Origin of the sequence: Microbacterium sp. NPDC056044, from assembly GCF_042267145.1 — a bacterium.
Classification (GTDB): domain Bacteria; phylum Actinomycetota; class Actinomycetes; order Actinomycetales; family Microbacteriaceae; genus Microbacterium.
Window position 1 is genome coordinate 156,089 of the sequence record NZ_JBHJWZ010000006.1, and the last position, 16,722, is coordinate 172,810.

Here is a 16,722-nt window from a genome sequence, read left to right on the forward strand (position 1 = left end):
CGCGGCATCCACTCTCCGGCGTGTCGTGGCCGCCGTCCGCAGGTGCGGATCCGATTCTGTGGTCGGGAGGACCAACGATGATCAGGGTGGCTTTGGTCGACGACCAGTCGCTGTTCCGCGCCGGCATCCGCATGCTCGTGGACTCGCAGCCCGACCTCGAGGTCGTGGCCGAGGCGTCCGACGGGCGCGAGGCGCTCGGCGCCGTGCGCGGATCGCGGCCGGACGTCGTGCTCATGGACATCCGCATGCCGGTCATGGACGGCCTCGCCGCCACCGCCGAGCTGCTCACCGACCCCGATCCGCCGCGCATCGTGATGCTCACGACGTTCGACCTCGACGAGGCGGCGGCCCGTGCGATCCGCCAGGGGGCGAGCGGGTTCCTCCTCAAGGACGCCGACCCCGAGTTCCTCCTCGCGGCGATCCGCACCGTGCATGCGGGGTCGGCCGTGATCGCAGCATCCGCCACTCGAGAGCTGTTCGAGAGATTCACGGATGCTGCGCCCCGAGCGATCCCGCCCGCCTATGCCGAGCTCACCGAGCGTGAGCGTGAGATCTTCGCGCTTGCCGCGCGCGGGCTGTCGAACGCCGAGATCGCCGCGCGGGAGTACCTCTCGGAGGCCACGGTGAAGACGCACATCAGCCGCATCCTCACGAAGCTGGGCCTGCGCGACCGCGTGCAGCTCGTGGTCTTCGCGTTCGAGCACGGCCTGGTCTGAGGTCAGCGGCCCTCGAGTGCGGCGCGGTGCTTCGCGTAGGCGCGGCGCCCGATGAGGCGCCAGGCGAGGCGGCCGGGCGCGGGCATGTGCTTGTGCAGCCATTCGTCGCCGCCGTCGGGCTGCGACGCGAGGATCTCGCCGAGCTGCTGCCAGGTCTGACCCTTCGGGATCGCGCTGCGCCCGTGCTCGGCGAACCACTCGACCTCGGCCTCGGTGATCGTGTACTCCATCACCGGCACGATGTTGGTCTCCTCGTCGGGGAGGTGCACGGCCATGGCCGCGTTCACGCCGGCGAGCGCGGCGACCACGGGCTCGGCATCCGTCGCTGACGCCGACGTGCGCCACGCGGGCAGCGCGCGATCGAGTGCCGTCAGGTGCACGAGCAGTTCGGCGTGCTGCGCCTTCATGCGCTCGACGTGCGCGGCGCACGAGGGAGCCCGCTCGTCGAGCGCGGGCCAGAGCCGTTCGTCCTCGCCCTCGTGGTGGGCGTGCAGGCCGAGCGACAGCGTGTGGAGCTGCGTCGCGACGACCTCGGCGTGCGCGGTGTCGCCCTCGCGCACCGCCCGCACGAGGCCGGTCCCCTCGCCGAACCCGCGCTTGAACATGCGGTGGATCTCGGCCATGCCGCTCGCGTCGCACGTCTTCGGTCCGCGGGGGAGGTCGCCGCTCGGCGGCAGGGGCGTGGCGGGCATCGTTGCTCCTCGCTTCGGTTCGGGCTCGACGCGAGGCTAGTCCTGAGCCACGGCGGGCGGAAGGTCATCCTCGAGATGTAGTCGGATGCCTCTTGCGGGCGACGCGAGCGACACGAGGGCGTTCGTACCGTCGGAGGCATGGAACTCTCATCGACCGACCTGGGGCTCGCCGCCCGGGTGCAGCAGCTCACCAAGACCTACGGCGCCGGCGAGAGCGCGGTGCACGCGCTCGACGGCGTGAGCGTCGGCATCCGCCGCGGCGAGTTCACCGCGATCATGGGGCCGTCGGGCTCGGGCAAGTCGACGATCATGCACATCATGGCGGGCCTCGACGCGCCGTCGTCGGGGCGCGCCTGGATCGGCGACACCGACATCACCGGGCTTTCGGACCTCGAGCTCACGATCCTGCGGCGCCGCCGCGTCGGGTTCGTGTTCCAGGCCTTCAACCTCGTGCCCACCCTCGACGCGCTCGGCAACATCCTGCTGCCGTTCGACCTCGACGGCCGCCGTCCCACCGCCCTCGAGCGCGCGCGCATCGACGGGCTCGTCGACCGGCTCGGGCTCACGTCGCGCCTGAACCACCGGCCGCACCAGCTGTCGGGCGGCCAGCAGCAGCGCGTCGCGATCGCCCGGGCCCTCGCGACCGCCCCCGACCTCGTCTTCGCCGACGAGCCCACGGGCAACCTCGACTCGCGGTCGGGTCGCGAGGTGCTGGCGCTCCTCGCCGCGGCCACGCGGGAGCACGGCCAGTCGATCGCCATGGTGACGCACGACCCGGTCGCCGCGTCCCATGCCGACCGCGTGCTGTTCCTCGGCGACGGCCGCATCGTCGCCGACAAGCCGCGCCAGAGCGCGGAAGAGATCTCGGCGTACATGCTCGCGTCCGAACTCGGTGCGGCCGCACCCGCCGGCGCGGCAGCCCCCGCGAGTGCCGCGGCGGTGGCGTCGTGACCGCGATCGCTGAAGCGCGGACCGGGCGGATGCCTGGGGGCGCAGCATCCATCTCCCGAAAGGCCGCCCCGCCGCTCGCGTGGCTGCGTGAGCGGGGCATGGGGGCGAGCGTCCTGGTCGCGGCGATCTCGAGCGCGTTCGGCGCGATCCTGCTGAGTGCGACCGGGTTCATCGCCGCCGTGCTCAAGGCGGACCCCTACATCGGCGACAGCGGCACGCTCGCGATCGTGCTCGGGATCATGAGCTTCCTGCTGATCGGCGTCGCCGTGTACGTCGCGGCGATCGTCACCGCGAACACCTTCGCGACCGTGATCGCCGGCCGCACCCGCCGCATCGCGCTGCTGCGGCTGATCGGTGCGTCGGCGCGCTCGCAGCGGGCCGAGGTCGCGCGCCAGGGGCTCGTCGTCGGGGTCATCGGCGCCGTGCTCGGGCTCGTCGGCGGCACGCTCGTCTCGTGGGCGGGCGTCGTGCTCGCCTCGGCACTGCTCGGCATCGACGGCGTCGAGTACGCGGTCGTGCAGCCGGTGCTCGTGATCCCGGCGGTCATCGTCGCGCTCACGACGTGGGCCGCGGCATGGGCGGGCTCGCGACGTGTGCTGACGGTGACGCCGCTGCAGGCGCTCGGCGGGTCGGTCGAGGCATCCCACGACGCGTTCGCTCGCAAGGGTGCGCGCAACGGCGCGGCGATCGCGCTGTTCGCGATCGGCGGCGCGCTGCTCGCGGGCGGCATCGTGCTCGGGCTCGTGACGCCGCTTGGGGTGGTCGTCGCGTTCTTCGGCGGGATCTTCTCGTTCACCGGCCTCGCGCTGGGCGCGACGCTCGTCATGCCGCCGGTGCTGCGGCTCGTCGGCCGGCTGTTCGGGTCGTCGGCGACGGCGCGGCTCGCGTCCGAGAACGCGCTGCGCTACCCGGAGCGCTCGAGCCGCATGGCGATCGGCGTCGTGATGGGCGTGACGCTGGTGACGATGTTCGCGGTCGCGCTCGAGACGGTGAAGGCGGTGCTGACGGCGTCCGCCGGCGGCGAGGCCCCGCAGGAGATGACGACGCTGCTCGACACGTTCGCCGGGATCATGATGGGCCTCGTCGCGGTGTCGGCCGTCATCGCCGCGGTCGGGCTCGTGAACCTCCTCACGATCGGCGTCGTTCAGCGCCGCCGCGAGCTCGGGCTGCTGCGCGCGCTCGGCGTCTCGACCGGACAGGTGCGCCGCATGGTGCTGCTCGAGGCCGCGCACATCACGATCACCGCGACCGTGACGGGGCTCGTGCTCGGCGTCGCGTACGGCTGGGCCGGAGCGCAGTCGCTCCTCGGCGCCGTCGCGGTGCCGCCGTCGTTCTCGGCGCCGACCTTCGTCGCGCCGGCCGTGCCGTGGCTCCCGGTCGCGATCATCGTGGTCGCGACGGCGGTGCTGACGCTGGTCGCGGCGGTGGTGCCCACGCGGCTTGCGACGCGCGTCGCGCCGGTCGAGGCCCTCGCCGACTGAACCGGTCTGTTCACCTGTCACGAAGTGCCGCCGGGGCCGGCGCTTCGTGACAGGTGAGCAGGGAAACGCTCGGCGGGACGGATGGATGCTGCGGCGCAGGGCTTCGCGCCGCAGCATCCTCATCCGTCTTTGACGAACGGGACCTGGCGGAAGGGCCCGCGCTTCGCGTCGGCCTCGAGCTCGATCCACTCCTCGCCGCCCGTGAGGTCGTCGGTCGAGTAGAGGTCGGAGACTTCGCGCAGGGCGGTGACGAGCTGCGGCTGCGGCACGGAGCCGTCGCCCTCGCCGTGGACGTCCTGGCGGGTCGACATGACGGCCGCGAGACGGGGCTCGTCGGCCTTGCGGTCCTTCCACAGCGCGTGCAGCGAGCGGGGCGTGGCGTTGCGGCTGCCGTGATGGCCGACCTTGTACAGGTCGATGCGGGCCAGGCGGTCGCGCAGCGCGGGCTCGCCGGGAAGCCGCTCCAGCGTGAGACGCCAGTTCTCGATCTGCGCGTCGCCCGGGAACAGCATCGAGAGGCCCTCGATCTCGAGCAGCAGGATGATGCTGGTGTTGTTGAGGGCGTCGTCGAGGTCGCGCACCAGGCGCGCGGCCGACAGCGAGCGCTGGTTCGCGAGGCGGTCGATGAGCCACCGCACCGGTCCGGGGCCGTGCGCGATCGGCGCGACGGCGCCGGCACCCGCGTCGGCGCCCGAGCCGACGACCCGCAGCGAGGCCCCGAGTGCGCGGAGCCAGTACTCCGGGTCGTCGTCGCGCTGCCTCGCGACGCGCGGGTCCTGGTCGACGGTCGGCGGACCGAGAACGGTCGCGCGCATCCCGGGGACCATGTCGTCGATGCCGGAGGCCACTCCGGCGTGCAGGTAGCGGCCGCGGTCGCCGAGCGAGAGCTCGTCCAGCAGCGCCACCGCTTCGGCGTTCTTGAGCTGGTCCTCTGCGGCGGCCTTGACGTCGTCGTCGAGGCCGACGAGCTGCGTCAGCTTGGCGACGTGCTCCTGCGCCTGCGCCAGCATCGCGGCGTATCGCACGGACGCTCTGCTGAGACCGTTCGGCGGGTCCGCAGCATCCGATCCCGCGTCAGCCGGTTCTGCACCGCCCGGGCCGGTCGCCGTCGCCGACAGCCGGGGATCCTCGGTCCACGATCGCAGCACGAGCTTCGGCGCGAGCTTCCTCATGATCGCCGCGCCGGCATCGACCTCGAACCCGCGCAGGTGGTCGCGGTGCCGATGGGTCACCACGAGCACGTCGAGCTCACCGCCGGTGTGCTTCTCGATCATCGCGGCGACGTCGCCCATGCGACCTCGGGCCATGCCCTCACGGGGCGAGCGGCTCGTGCCGTAGTCGATGAGGAGGTGCCGCTCGGCGCGGCCGTCGGCGAGTGGTGCGTCGTACTCGACCGACACGAGGAAGCAGTCGCCGAAGCCGACCTGGTACATGCGCACGCGGACGCGGATCGGGGTGCTCACCATGCCTCCCCGGAGCTCTGCTCGGTGCGGTGCAGCTCGGCGAACGTCTGCCCACGGGCCGCGCCGTCCGAGAAGCCGAGCCGACGCTGCGCGTCCATGCGGCCGGTGCGTGCGAGATGGTCGAGCCGCAGCTGCTGGCGCCGCCAGTCGTCGAGCCGCTTGTGGATGTGGAGCTTCAGTCGGCCGAACTGGTCGAAGATCAGCGTTCCGCCGCCGAACAGCTGCACCGGCGTCTGCGGATCGATCGCGGGGGAGAGCTGGAGGCCCGACTCGTCGGTGAACTCACGGGCGGTCATGTCGGCCATCTGCACGTAGGTGGCGACCGACTCCGGCACGATGAGCCCGTCGGGACCGATCCGCTGCGTCGGCAGCACCGACTCGATCACGGTGTAGTAGTCGGTCGACACGTCGAGGCGGCGGGCGTTCTGCCAGAGGAAGCGCGACACCTCGTCGCGGTCGCTGCGCAGGCCCGCGAAGTTGATCCCCAGGTAGCGCGGCGGCAGTTCGGATTCGAGCACATCGGTCACCCGGCCCGACGGCAGCGTGATGCCGGCCTTCGCGAACCCGTCGACCAGGAGCTTGCGATAGCCGAGGTCGTCGTCGGGCACGACCTCGTTGTCGGACAGCAGCACCGCGTTGAGCAGGTCGCCGAAGTCGAACTCGACGGGCGGGAGGTAGTCGAGGCCGCGGATCAGCATCGTGAGGAGCTGGAAGGCCGCCTTGGCGCCCTCCTCGGCGGCCCGCGCGCGGTCGACCGTGACCCCCTTGCCGCTCGCCGCCTCGCCGTTCGGCCGCGAGAACAGGGCCTGAAGCCGCATGTCCCAGATGTCGATGAGCAGATCGAAGGCGATCGCCACCAGTACCTCGCCGCGGCGATGCGGCTCGAGGAAATCGGTGCGCTTCGCCCAGTCGGCGGGCGGCGGTCTCAGCGCCGACTCCCGCAGCGCGCCTCGGCCCTGCGTCAGCACGCTGCCGATCTGCTCGGCGACGCGAGCGAGCATGTTCCTGCGCAGCGCCTCGGGCTCCACGTGGCTGCGGGGGATGCGCCCGCTCTTGTCGGGCTTTCCGAGCGCCTGCTCGATGACGGGGCGCATCGAGAACACCGACAGCAGTGCGACGATGTCGGCGAAGCCCTCGTGGAACGCGGCCTGGTCGGGCAGGCTCGGCTCGAGGAACCGGCCCCGCAACCCGTCGAGCACCGCGTGCGTCGTCTCGTGCACGACCACGTCGTGGCTGAGGCATGTGTAGATCGCCTCGCCGGTCGGATCGGGCGGCGGCACGTAGCCGAACAGCAGGGCGCGGTCCTCGAACGAGTAGTAGGCGTTGGCCTCGGCGAAGGCGTGCGGCACGAGGAACAGCTGGTGGCTGCGGAATCCCCATGGCAGCCGCCGGCCCAGCGCCGTCTCGAACGTCGCGAGCGTGCGGGCCGCGGTGGCGTACACGTGCTGCGCGTGGAAGGCCCAGTCGGTGCGCAGGAGGTGATCGTCGGCGTCCGCGAACAGGTCGTCCTTGCCCAACGGCTCGTGCTTGACGTACCGGCCGGTCGCGGTGTCGTAGTCGACCACGTGCAACCGCGATCCGCGGGGTCCGTCCTCCATGCGCGACCACGGCACCTTCACGTGGGCGGTGAGGATCCGGTCGTCGTCGCCGCTCACCGACGGGTCCTGCGCGATGAGCCTCAGCGTGACGTGCGTGCGCGGTTCGTCGGCCGGTTCCGCGAACTCGACACCGTTCGCCATGTCACCCCCCCAGGTCTCCGGCTCCCACAATGCGCCGTCTTCCCCCGCTCTGGAAGAGGGTCGGCTGCGCGGGCCTGATACCCCGGTGGCGTGTGCGCAAGGGGGTGTCGCGCGCCGCGGACCCCGGGCAGGCTGGGCCCCATGCAGATCGAGATCGTTGAGCACGAACCGCCCTACCGCGTCGGCGTGATCGTCGGCAGCCTCTCGCGCGAATCCGTCAACCGGCGGCTCGCCGACGCTCTCGAGCGCCTGGCCCCCACGGAGCTGGAGTTCTTCGAGATCCGCTACGCCGACCTCCCGCTGTACAACCGCGATCTCGACGGGGACTATCCGCAGGTCGCGATCGATTTCAAGGCGGCGGTCGAGTCGGCCGACGCCGTGCTGTTCGTCACCCCCGAGTACAACCGGTCGATCCCCGGGCCGCTCAAGAACGCGATCGACTGGGGCAGCCGGCCGTACGGCGACAACGCCTGGGAGGACAAGCCCACCGGCGTCATCGGCGGCTCACCCGGCAAGATCGGCACCGCCGTCGGGCAGCAGACCCTGCGCAGCACGCTGAGCTACCTCAACGCGCGGCAGATGACCTCGCCCGAGGCCTACATCCAGATCACGCCCGGCCTCATCGAGGAGGACGGTCGTGTGACGGTTCCCGAAGTCGAGGAGTTCCTCCGCACCTTCATGCGCAAGTTCTGCGAGTACACGGCGCGCGTGCTGACGGTGATCCCGCAGGACTGATTGATGGTGGATGCTGCGGCCCGCAGCATCCACCATCCCTCTACTTCGCCGGATCGGCGTCGACGGGGTCGGCGGCGACCGGTTCGGGGTCGTGCGCCCAGGTCGGGGCGAGGGCGCGGACGCGCGCGGCGCGCCACTGCCACATCCCCCACAGCACCGGCCAGAGAAGCGGCGCGGTCGGGCCGCCGATCACGAGGCGGTCGCGCCACAGCGTCTTGCCGGGCTGACCCGGCGCGGGGGAGACCGCCATCTGGTGGTCCCACACGTCGAGGCTCGCGAGCGGGCCGGTGAGCGGGATGCCGCTGTCGCGGAAGATCCGGACACGGCCGCCGGGCTCTTCGATCGCGCGTTCGCTGACGTGGATGAGCTGGCGCCCCATCGGCACCGCGCCGAGCGCCGACAGCTGCACCGGCACGTCGTCGCCGGGGGTCCATGCCGTGGGCAGCCCGCTCGGCACGAGCGGGGCGAGGTCGAGCAGCGGGCCGTAGAGCTCGGCCACGGCCCTCGGCGAGTGCACCGCGCGCCATGCGGCGTCGGCGTCGCAGTCGATCACGAACTTCAGCAGGATCCGCATGCGGTCCAGTGTCGCACTCGCGCTGCGGCCGGGCTTGGGCTTGTGCGCGCGGCGCGAGTTCTGGAAGCAGGCGTATCACAAAACCGAGCGATGCTCGACATTCACTTCGGCGTCGGCGAACGTTCACCGACTGCTCCCCGCAACCGGACAACCGGTCGATACCTTCGCCCGTGGCCTGCGCCTCCCCGAGCGCGGCCGCGAAAGGACCCCGGGAATGAGTCCCCACACTCGCCGGACACTCCGGCATCTCTCCGCGATCGGCGGCGCCGTCGCCCTCACCTTGGCGCTCGCCGCGCCGTCGGTCGCATCGGCCCCCGCCGAAGCGACCGCGACGCTCGGCGAGCCGGTGCCGTATCTCGTCGAGAACGTGCACGCCGCCGGCAAGGTGCTCGAGATCGGCGCCGACGACGCCCAGTCGACCGGCCCCTCCGACGCGCCCTGGCCCGCCGCTGCCGCGATCTTCTCGAAGGCGACGGATGCTGCGTCCCTGCGCGCGCAGGCAGTGCTCGCGTACCCCGTGACCGGTGCCGCGAACACCTACGTCTTCGCGAACGCCGACGGCGAGGTGCTCGCGCGCAAGGCGAACGACGACGCGTTCGCGCGCTACCTGGAGATCTCCGACCTGACGGTCGCCGAGGCCGCCGCAGACCCCGGGGCCCAGTGGCGCGCGGTCGACGCGGGCGGCGGGGCGGTGTACCTGCACAACGTGCGCGCCTACACGAGCGGAGCCACGGCGGCGCTCGACATGTACAACTGGGCCACGGCTGACGGTGCAGAGATCCAGACCTACGACGCGGGCAGCGCCACCGTGCAGAAGTGGTACCTGCGCTCGCTCGACGCGACGGTCGCGCCGGTCACCGGCCGCACCGACCGCGGCGTCGCGCCGGCCCTGCCGTCGTCGCTCGACGCCTCGTACAGCTGGGGGCTGAGCCACGCACTCACGCCGATCGCCTGGACCGACCCGGGTGCGGGCGCCTGGCGGTCCGAAGGCACCGTGCGCGTCACCGGCACCGCGACCGGCTACTTCGGCGAGGCCGTGCCGGTCGTCGCGGAGTACCTCGTCGGGTCTCTCGGCGCAGCCCGCGACGTGCCGGTCTCGGCGCACGTCGGCATGACCGTGGCGCAGCTGCGCATGCTCGCCCCGAGCAAGGTCGAGCGCACCGTCTCGGGCTCGGACGTGACCGTCACCGCCCCCGTCACGTGGGACTGGTCGGCAGTGAGCGACGCGTCGATGGCGGCGGAGGGAACGTTCACCGTGCCCGCGACGCAGGCGACCGGCTTCGCCGCGCAGCTCGTCGTGACCGTCGTCGCCGTGGCAGAGGTCAACGTCCTCCGCGAGCCGGGCGTGCACTACACCTTCACGCACAAGGACGACACCGGCTTCGCCCTCACCGACGGGGTGCGCACCGCCCCCGGCTTCGCCGACTGGCGCAGCGGCGGCGCGGCGAACCGCGTCAACCCGAACACCGTGTCGTTCTACTTCGACGCGCCGCGCCAGATCACGGGCGCCGCCGTGTACGACATCGGCGGCACGAAGAACATCGGCTCGGTGACGGTGCAGTACCGCACGCTCACCGGCGGCTGGCGCGACCTTCCGGCCGCCGGAACGACGTGGCCCGCGGCGAACGCGTCGCCCGATCTCAGCCTCGTCGTCGACAGCAGCACTGTGCTCAGCACCGGTGTGCGCGTCGTCATCGCCCACAAGTCCGCCGACACCTGGATGTCGCTGTCCGAGGTCGAAGTCTACGGACCCGGCGCCGTGCCGGCGAGCTGACGATGCGCGCCGACTCCACCTTCCCCGACACCCTTTCGCAAGGAACCCCGATGCATTCCCCCGCACCGCGCCGCGCCCGCGGCGTGCTCGCCACCGCGTCGCTCGCCGTCGCGGCGGGCCTGATCATCACGACGGGTGCCGCGGCGTTCGCCGCTCCGCAGGCGCCGGCCGGCAGCATCCCTTCGTCCGCCACGAGTGTGGCCGTCGCGGCCGAGACGCCCGCAGGCGACCGGTCGAGCTTCGTGCTGCCGGTGCTGCCCGACACCCAGTTCTATTCGCGCTACAGCGCCTCGCAGTTCGTGCCGAGCTACGGCACCAACCCCTTCGAGGTGCAGGCGCAGTGGATCGTCGAGCACCAGGACGAGCTCGACATGCCCTTCACCGTGCACGTCGGCGACGTCGTCGACCAGGAGTGGGTCGGCGGTGAATGGGATGCCGCCGCGAAGGCGATGCGCATCCTCACCGACGGCGGCATGCCGTACTCGGTCGTGCCAGGCAACCACGATGTGAAGAACTCCGGCGCGCGCTCGTCGGTGGCGAGCTCCGGCAACTACCTGGCCCGCTTCGGCGCGGCGAACCTCGCCGCGCAGGCCGGTCCGGCGCTCATCGGCACGTTCCAGGACGGCCTGTCGAGCGCGTACCTGTTCGAGGCCGAGGGGCACACCTGGATGTCGCTGGCGCTGGCGTGGAACGCGTCGGACGACACGTTCACGTGGGCGCAGGGCATCCTCGACGCGCACCCGGGTGTGCCGGTGATCCTGTCGTCGCACGCGATCATCAACATCGCCGAGGACCAGGTGTCGCCCGCGAGCTGGGGGTGGGGCGAGGAGCTCTGGGAGAAGCTGATCCGCCGCAACGACCAGATCATCCTGACGCTCAACGGCCACTTCCACGGCGCCACCTCGCAGACGCGCCTGAACGACGCCGGCAACCCGGTGCACCAGGTGCTGACCGACTACCAGATGGCCGCGGACGGCGGCAACGGCATCATGTCGCTGTTCGAGTTCGACCTGTCGAACAACGCCATCGACGTCGAGACCGTCTCGCCATGGGTCGCGGTGAAGCACCTGGAGTCGCTGACCTCGTCCGACCGGCCGGTGCTCGACGGCACCTGGCAGTCGTTCAGCCTGCCGCTCGACTTCGGCGCCCGCTTCGGGTGGACGGTCGACCCCGCCGACGAGAACGGCATCGACCTGTCGGAGCGCGCGAAGCAGATCGTGTCGAAGGACTGGGACGGCGACGATGCGGGCGCGGCGCTGCACGCCCCCGGCAACGCGCAGGACTATCTGACGGCCGACGGCACCGTCGCGCACTGGCGCTTCGGCGACGTCGCGGCGGGTGCGGTCGACGAGAACACCGTCGTCCCCGACGTCGCCGGCGAGAGCCCGATGTTCCGCAACCCGATCGACGAGACCGACGCGCCGGAAGAGCTCGACGACCTCACCGTCACCCACGAGAACTCCGCGTTCTACTCGGCCGACCTCGGCGCCGCCTGCTTCTCGAACGTCTACCGCGACCCCGATGGCGGCCCCGACCGCCTGTCGTACCTGACGACCGAGTACGGCGCACCGGCGACCTTCGCCGACCTCGACGCCGACCAGGGCTACACGCTCGAGACGTTCCTGCAGCTCGATCCGGAATGGACCGAGACCGACAACCGCTGGAGCTCGGCGATCACGCGCGGCGGCGCGCGCGAATGGGCGGGCATCCGCGACTCGTCCGACCCCGGTGCCGGCGCCTCGTGGCTCGGCATCTCGAACCTGCGCGAGTACCAGTTCTCGGCGGCCGACACCGCGACGGCGAACTCGTACACGCTGTGGTCGGGCGAGATCATGCCCGGCGCGTGGCACCACGTCGCCATCGTCAACGACCCGGCCAAGCGCACCGTCATCATGTACGTCGACGGCGTGCCCGTGCTGCGCAACGCCTCGGGCGTCGGCGGCATGATCGCCGAGGACTACATGCCGTGGATGATCGGCACCTCGACCTGGTACACCGAGCCCGACCACGGCTGGCACGGCTGCGTCGGCGAGACCCGCATCGTCGAGCGCGCGCTCGACACCGGCGAGTTCCTCTACAACCGCGTGGACATCGACGGTGACGGCGGCGCGTTCGCGCTCGGCACCGACCTCAGCCAGGTGCAGCCCGCCGACGCCGAGATCGCCGCGTTCGAGGGCACCGGGCACCCGGGCGCCTCGGTGCGCGTCGAGGTCGCGGGCGCGATGCGCGGCACGGCCGAGGTCGGCGCGGACGGCCGCTGGGCGGTCGCGCTCGACGACGCCATCGCGGGGTCGGGCTCCCACCCGCTGTCGTTCGTGCAGTCGATGGGCTCGCGCGACGGCACGCCGTACGAGGCGGTCGTCGTGATCGCCGAGGACGCCGGCTGGGCGCCGGCCGACCCCGAGACGATGCCCGACCTCCAGGGGCGCATCACGATCACGCCCGAGACGTTCGCGCCCGGTGACACGATCACGATCGAACTGCCCGAGGAGTACGACGGCACCGAGATCAGCGCCTTCGCGTTCTCGAGCCCGACGGCGCTCGGCGCGGGCACCGTGGCCGACGGAGCGATCAGCCTCACGACGCCGGTGACACTCGCACCGGGCGTGCACCGCGTCGCGGCGTACACCGCCGAGGGCGAGATGATCGGCTGGAACACCGTGTTCGTCGACCCGGGCGCCGGCTCCGGCGGGCCGGATGCGGGGTCGGGGTCGGGGTCGGACCCGGGGTCGGACTCGGGCCCTGGATCGGGGTCGGGCTCCGGCTCGGGCGATGCCGCGGGTGAGGTGGCGGGCAGCCCGTCGGCGAGCGAGCTCGCGGTGACCGGCATCACCACCACGGTTCTCGTCGTGCTCGCGCTGGCGGCGGCCGCCGCCGTCGTGCTCGGCGTGTTCGCCGTGCGTCGCCGCCGCGTCGGCTGACGATCGCGGGACGGTTCACGGGCCGGGCGGACGGAGGTTCCGCCCGGCCCTTCCCGCGTCTGCGCGGGCGGGTCGTGGCATCGGGGGTGGGGCTGCGTCGGGCGCGGAGGACGGATGCTGCGGCCTACGCTGGACGGATGCCCGAGAGCCCGTTCGACCAGCGCCGCTACCAGGTCCGTCACGACTGGGGGACCGAGGGGCTCGGGCGCCTCGCGCCCGCCGACGTGGTCGTGGTGGTCGACGTGCTCCGGTTCTCCACGACGGTGACGGATGCCGTCGCGCGGGGCGAGGCGGTGGCGCTCGACGCGGAGGCGCACGCGGCGTCGATCAACGGCGCCGCGGTGGCCCAGGCGGCGGGCGCGTCCGGCGCCGTGGTGCTGCTCGGATGCCTCCGCAACGCGGCGGCCGTCGCGCGGGTCGTGCTCGACCTCCAACACGCGCGGGGTGCGCGCACCAGCATCGCCGTGATCGCGGCGGGCGAGCTCGCCGGGCGCGAAGCCGGCGCGCCACTGCGGTTCGCCGTCGAGGACCAGCTCGGCGCCGGCGCGATCGTCGACGCCCTCGGCGACCTCGGCGTCGACCACACCTCACCCGAGGCGGCCTCGGCATGCGAGGTGTTCCGCGGACTGCGCGGCGCCGTGCGCCACCTGCTCACGGCCGGCGGCTCGGGGCAGGAGCTTCTCGACCGGGACGCCCGCGACGAGGTGCTGAACGCGTCCGTGGTGGACGCGGCATCCGTCGTCCCGATCCTGCGTGACGGGGCGTTCGTCGCGTACTGACGCGGGTCAGTCGCGCGGCGTCATGGCGGCGAGGCGGGTCGCGCGGGTGATCTCGCGACGCGTCCAGGTGAACAGGAAGCGCTCGTCGAAGAACCGGGCGCACTTCGCGCACGACGTCGGCCGGGTCGCCTTGCGGTGGCGGTAGGCGACGTGGCCGGCGGGGCAGACGCCGATCCAGGGCGCGAGCTCGGTCGCCGTCTCGCCGCTGTGCGTGGTGCCGCCGACATAGCCGAGTTCGCTCGCGACGGCCTTCCACCGCGGCCCGTGGCCGGCGCGCGGCCCTGCCAGTGCGTGCGCGACCTCGTGCAGCAGCGTCTGATGGTTCGTGTCGTCGTCGTACCGCGCGGCGAGGTAGCGCGAGACGCTGATGCGCTTGTGCGTGTAGTCGCACAGGCCGGCCCGGCGCTTCGCGTTGTCGAACGCGAAGCTCCACGAGTCGTCGAGGTGGTGCGCGATGAGGGCCTCGGCCCAATGCCGCACGCGATGCAGTTCCGACATGTGCGCGAGACTAGAACGTATCTCCGACACTCCGGCTTTCGGCGCTCACCTCAGCTGGCGACGGATGCTGCGGCCCGGCGCCGGTCGGCGGCGTCGATGGCGAGGAGGGTGGACTCGAGCTGCCCCTCGGTGGCCCCGGATTCCTGACGCAGGAAAAGTGCGCGCTTGAAGTCCTTGCGGGCGGCCTCGAAGTCGCCGGCGTCGTAGTTGACCTTGCCGCGGTGCTGGTAGGCGAACGCGCCGATGCCGGCCCAGCCCTGCCCGTCGGCCTCTTCGGCGCACGTCGTGAGCTCCTGCTCGGCGGCGCCGTACGCGCCGCGCGCCTGCAGCACGGTGGCGTGCAGGATGCGGGCCCGCAACAGGTCCTTGCGGGTGCCGGCCATGCGCGCGACGCGCACCGATTGCTCCGAGATGACGAGGGCCTCGTCGGCGCGGTCCAGCACCTTGAGCAGCCACACGCGTTCGAGGAGCGCGGGAAGGCTCCGCTGATCGCCGATCTCTTCGAGCCGCTCCCTGCACTGACTCGCGTTCACCTTCTCGCGAAGAGTGTCGGGGTCGTACCCGCTGATGTAGCTCACGTCTGACTCCCTCCGCCGCGCCGCTGGCCTAACCAGTGTGCCTTGCCGCTTCCCGGGACGCGGTCGTGCCACGCCGGGGCGCAGCATCCATCCCCCGTCAGCGGGTGAAGACGGATGCCGAGGGCTTCGGCGAGGGCGTCGCGTCGGCGTCCGTCGCGACCCGCGCGCCGCGTGCGAAGTCGTCGAGCTCGCGGCCCTCGGCGACCTTCGCGGGGTGCGGACCCGCGGCCATGAGTCGCGGGAGCCACTCGGTCGGAAGGGGCGCGCGGGACGCGGCGATCACGAGGTTGCCGAAGCGGCGGCCCTTGAGCGTCTGCACCTCGGCGAGCACGATGACGTGCTCGAGCACTGCCTGCACGGTCGCGACCTCGCGGCGGGCGAACGCCAGGCCCGCGCCGTCGGCGACGTTGACCAGCAGCACGCCGTCGGGCGCGAGGTACTTCGCGGCCTCGGTGAAGAACTCCACGGTGGTGAGGTGCGCGGGGGTCTGGGCGCCCGAGTAGACGTCGGAGACGACGAGGTCGGCGGCGCCGACGAGGCCCGCGGGCAGGCGCCCGAGCGTCTCGCGCGCATCGCCGATGCGCACCCGGACAGAGGCGCCCCTGGGGAGCGGCAGGTTCTCGCGCACGAGGTCCCACAGCGCCGGCTCGAGCTCGACGACCTGCTGCCGCGAGCCCGGACGGGTCTGCTCGATGTACCGCGGGATCGTGAGCGCGCCGGCGCCCAGATGGATCGCGGTGAGCGGCTGCCCGGGCATCCGCAGCCGGTCGATCACGGCGCCCATGCGCGCGACGTACTCGAAGTGCAGGTGCGTCGGATCGTCGAGGTCCACGTGCGACTGCGGCGTGCCGTCGACGTCGAGCTCCCACCCGCCGCCGAATTGCGAGCGCACGACGCGGGCGAGCGTTCCGTCCGAGAGCCGGACGGAGGGAACGGGGGCGTCGTCCCGCGCGCGTGCCATGGGCTCCACGTTAGCCGCCCCGGTCCGTGCCGCGGGGGCGGGGCGGGGATACCGTGGAGGGATGGCGGCGATCGACCTCAACGCGGACCTCGGCGAGACCGTCGACGGGGTGCCGACGGCCGACGACGAGGCGATGTTCGCGGTGATCTCGAGCGCGAACGTGGCGTGCGGCGGGCACGCCGGCGACGCCGTGTCGATGCGCGAGGCGGTGGCGCGGGCCGAGCGGTTCGGAGTCGCCGTCGGCGCCCACCCCTCCTACCCCGACCGCGCGAACTTCGGCCGCGTCGCCGTCGCGATGGACTCGGCCGCGCTGACGGCCGCGATCGCGCAGCAACTCGCCGCGCTCGCCGACGCGGGCGCCGATCTCCGCTACGTCAAGCCGCACGGCGCGCTCTACCATGCGGTCACGACCGACCGCGGGCAGGCCGACGCCGTCGCCAGAGCGATCGCCGACCAGTCGGCGCGGCTCGGCCGGCCGCTTGCCGTCCTGGGTCTGCGCGGCGAGATCGAGGGGGCCGCGGCATCCGTCGGCCTGCCGTTCGTCCGCGAGGCGTTCCTCGATCGCGGGTATCTGCCCGACGGCTCGCTCGTGCCGCGGACGCAGCCCGGCGCGCTGCTCGACGACCCCGGCCTCGTGGCGGCGCGGGCGGTGCGCCTCGCGCGCGACGGCGTGGTCGAGGCCCTCGACGGCTCCCTGGTGCGCGCCGATGCCGCGTCCATGTGCGTGCACGGCGACTCGCCGTCCGCTGTAGAGATGGCCCGCGCCGTGCGCGCGGCGCTCGACGCCGCCGGCGTGGAGGTGCGGGCGCCGTGGTGACGGGCACCGCCGGCCGCGCCCCCGCCGCGGCGCCGCGCCGGGA

Annotated in this window: 15 protein-coding genes; 8 read left to right on the top strand and 7 right to left on the bottom strand. The window is 72.5% G+C overall.

Features of this window, described 5'->3' with window-relative positions; translation table 11 throughout:
* The first annotated feature begins 77 nt into the window (after positions 1 to 77).
* Entirely contained in the window at positions 78 to 716 is a 639-nt protein-coding gene (locus tag ACFC1I_RS17865) for a response regulator (RefSeq protein ID WP_376012466.1), read from the top strand.
* A gap of 2 nt (positions 717 to 718) precedes the next feature.
* On the opposite strand, the gene ACFC1I_RS17870 is transcribed toward ACFC1I_RS17865, so the two are convergent.
* Complete coding sequence (locus ACFC1I_RS17870) at positions 719 to 1,408, bottom strand: hemerythrin domain-containing protein (RefSeq protein WP_376012469.1); 690 nt, start codon at positions 1,406 to 1,408, stop codon at positions 719 to 721.
* A 138-nt stretch (positions 1,409 to 1,546) separates the two neighbouring features.
* Between ACFC1I_RS17870 and ACFC1I_RS17875 the strand changes: the two genes are divergently transcribed.
* Positions 1,547 to 2,359, top strand: a complete 813-nt coding sequence (locus ACFC1I_RS17875) for an ABC transporter ATP-binding protein (RefSeq protein WP_376012473.1) — start codon at positions 1,547 to 1,549, stop codon at positions 2,357 to 2,359.
* A gap of 98 nt (positions 2,360 to 2,457) precedes the next feature.
* Positions 2,458 to 3,840: an FtsX-like permease family protein gene (locus ACFC1I_RS17880; RefSeq protein ID WP_376013102.1), complete on the top strand. Its 1,383-nt coding sequence runs from the start codon at positions 2,458 to 2,460 to the stop codon at positions 3,838 to 3,840.
* A 119-nt stretch (positions 3,841 to 3,959) separates the two neighbouring features.
* Here the strand turns inward: ACFC1I_RS17880 and ACFC1I_RS17885 are convergent, their stop codons facing one another.
* On the bottom strand, positions 3,960 to 5,303 hold the full coding sequence (locus ACFC1I_RS17885) for a hypothetical protein (RefSeq protein ID WP_376012476.1): 1,344 nt from the start codon (positions 5,301 to 5,303) through the stop codon (positions 3,960 to 3,962).
* Positions 5,300 to 7,042, bottom strand: coding sequence for a hypothetical protein (locus tag ACFC1I_RS17890; protein ID WP_376012479.1), 1,743 nt, complete (start codon positions 7,040 to 7,042; stop codon positions 5,300 to 5,302). Before ACFC1I_RS17890 ends, ACFC1I_RS17885 begins: the two co-directional genes overlap by 4 nt.
* Before the next feature lie 141 nt (positions 7,043 to 7,183).
* Here ACFC1I_RS17890 and ACFC1I_RS17895 point away from each other — a divergent pair, with 141 nt between their 5' ends.
* Positions 7,184 to 7,777, top strand: coding sequence for an NADPH-dependent FMN reductase (locus ACFC1I_RS17895; protein WP_376012482.1), 594 nt, complete (start codon positions 7,184 to 7,186; stop codon positions 7,775 to 7,777).
* Positions 7,778 to 7,817: 40 nt separating this feature from the next.
* On the opposite strand, the gene ACFC1I_RS17900 is transcribed toward ACFC1I_RS17895, so the two are convergent.
* Positions 7,818 to 8,351: a hypothetical protein gene (locus ACFC1I_RS17900; protein ID WP_376012484.1), complete on the bottom strand. Its 534-nt coding sequence runs from the start codon at positions 8,349 to 8,351 to the stop codon at positions 7,818 to 7,820.
* 214 nt (positions 8,352 to 8,565) lie between these two features.
* Between ACFC1I_RS17900 and ACFC1I_RS17905 the strand changes: the two genes are divergently transcribed.
* The 3 genes from ACFC1I_RS17905 to ACFC1I_RS17915 all read left to right on the top strand — a co-directional run bounded on the left by ACFC1I_RS17905 (position 8,566) and on the right by ACFC1I_RS17915 (position 13,825).
* A complete protein-coding gene (locus ACFC1I_RS17905; RefSeq protein WP_376012487.1) occupies positions 8,566 to 10,125 on the top strand; it encodes a hypothetical protein in 1,560 nt (519 codons plus the stop codon).
* 50 nt (positions 10,126 to 10,175) lie between these two features.
* Positions 10,176 to 13,046, top strand: coding sequence for a LamG-like jellyroll fold domain-containing protein (locus ACFC1I_RS17910; RefSeq protein WP_376012490.1), 2,871 nt, complete (start codon positions 10,176 to 10,178; stop codon positions 13,044 to 13,046).
* Between the two features lie 137 nt (positions 13,047 to 13,183).
* Entirely contained in the window at positions 13,184 to 13,825 is a 642-nt protein-coding gene (locus tag ACFC1I_RS17915; protein WP_376012493.1) for a 2-phosphosulfolactate phosphatase, read from the top strand.
* 6 nt (positions 13,826 to 13,831) lie between these two features.
* Here the strand turns inward: ACFC1I_RS17915 and ACFC1I_RS17920 are convergent, their stop codons facing one another.
* The 3 genes from ACFC1I_RS17920 to ACFC1I_RS17930 form a co-directional block, all read right to left on the bottom strand.
* On the bottom strand, positions 13,832 to 14,323 hold the full coding sequence (locus ACFC1I_RS17920) for a SprT-like domain-containing protein (protein ID WP_376012496.1): 492 nt from the start codon (positions 14,321 to 14,323) through the stop codon (positions 13,832 to 13,834).
* A gap of 50 nt (positions 14,324 to 14,373) precedes the next feature.
* Positions 14,374 to 14,901, bottom strand: coding sequence for a hypothetical protein (locus tag ACFC1I_RS17925; protein ID WP_376012499.1), 528 nt, complete (start codon positions 14,899 to 14,901; stop codon positions 14,374 to 14,376).
* A gap of 97 nt (positions 14,902 to 14,998) precedes the next feature.
* Positions 14,999 to 15,862: a spermidine synthase gene (locus tag ACFC1I_RS17930; protein ID WP_376012502.1), complete on the bottom strand. Its 864-nt coding sequence runs from the start codon at positions 15,860 to 15,862 to the stop codon at positions 14,999 to 15,001.
* A 61-nt stretch (positions 15,863 to 15,923) separates the two neighbouring features.
* Between ACFC1I_RS17930 and ACFC1I_RS17935 the strand changes: the two genes are divergently transcribed.
* Positions 15,924 to 16,679, top strand: coding sequence for a LamB/YcsF family protein (locus ACFC1I_RS17935; protein ID WP_376012505.1), 756 nt, complete (start codon positions 15,924 to 15,926; stop codon positions 16,677 to 16,679).
* Positions 16,680 to 16,722: the final 43 nt, after the last annotated feature.

What these genes read in the sequence shown, in the direction of transcription:
- ACFC1I_RS17865 (WP_376012466.1), top strand. Translation starts at nt 78, where the DNA reads ATGATCAGGGTGGCTTTGGTCGACGACCAGTCGCTGTTCCGCGCCGGC.
- ACFC1I_RS17870 (WP_376012469.1), bottom strand. Translation starts at nt 1,408, where the DNA reads ATGCCCGCCACGCCCCTGCCGCCGAGCGGCGACCTCCCCCGCGGACCG.
- ACFC1I_RS17875 (WP_376012473.1), top strand. Translation starts at nt 1,547, where the DNA reads ATGGAACTCTCATCGACCGACCTGGGGCTCGCCGCCCGGGTGCAGCAG.
- ACFC1I_RS17880 (WP_376013102.1), top strand. Translation starts at nt 2,458, where the DNA reads ATGGGGGCGAGCGTCCTGGTCGCGGCGATCTCGAGCGCGTTCGGCGCG.
- ACFC1I_RS17890 (WP_376012479.1), bottom strand. Translation starts at nt 7,042, where the DNA reads ATGGCGAACGGTGTCGAGTTCGCGGAACCGGCCGACGAACCGCGCACG.
- ACFC1I_RS17895 (WP_376012482.1), top strand. Translation starts at nt 7,184, where the DNA reads ATGCAGATCGAGATCGTTGAGCACGAACCGCCCTACCGCGTCGGCGTG.
- ACFC1I_RS17900 (WP_376012484.1), bottom strand. Translation starts at nt 8,351, where the DNA reads ATGCGGATCCTGCTGAAGTTCGTGATCGACTGCGACGCCGACGCCGCA.
- ACFC1I_RS17905 (WP_376012487.1), top strand. Translation starts at nt 8,566, where the DNA reads ATGAGTCCCCACACTCGCCGGACACTCCGGCATCTCTCCGCGATCGGC.
- ACFC1I_RS17910 (WP_376012490.1), top strand. Translation starts at nt 10,176, where the DNA reads ATGCATTCCCCCGCACCGCGCCGCGCCCGCGGCGTGCTCGCCACCGCG.
- ACFC1I_RS17915 (WP_376012493.1), top strand. Translation starts at nt 13,184, where the DNA reads ATGCCCGAGAGCCCGTTCGACCAGCGCCGCTACCAGGTCCGTCACGAC.
- ACFC1I_RS17920 (WP_376012496.1), bottom strand. Translation starts at nt 14,323, where the DNA reads ATGTCGGAACTGCATCGCGTGCGGCATTGGGCCGAGGCCCTCATCGCG.
- ACFC1I_RS17930 (WP_376012502.1), bottom strand. Translation starts at nt 15,862, where the DNA reads ATGGCACGCGCGCGGGACGACGCCCCCGTTCCCTCCGTCCGGCTCTCG.
- ACFC1I_RS17935 (WP_376012505.1), top strand. Translation starts at nt 15,924, where the DNA reads ATGGCGGCGATCGACCTCAACGCGGACCTCGGCGAGACCGTCGACGGG.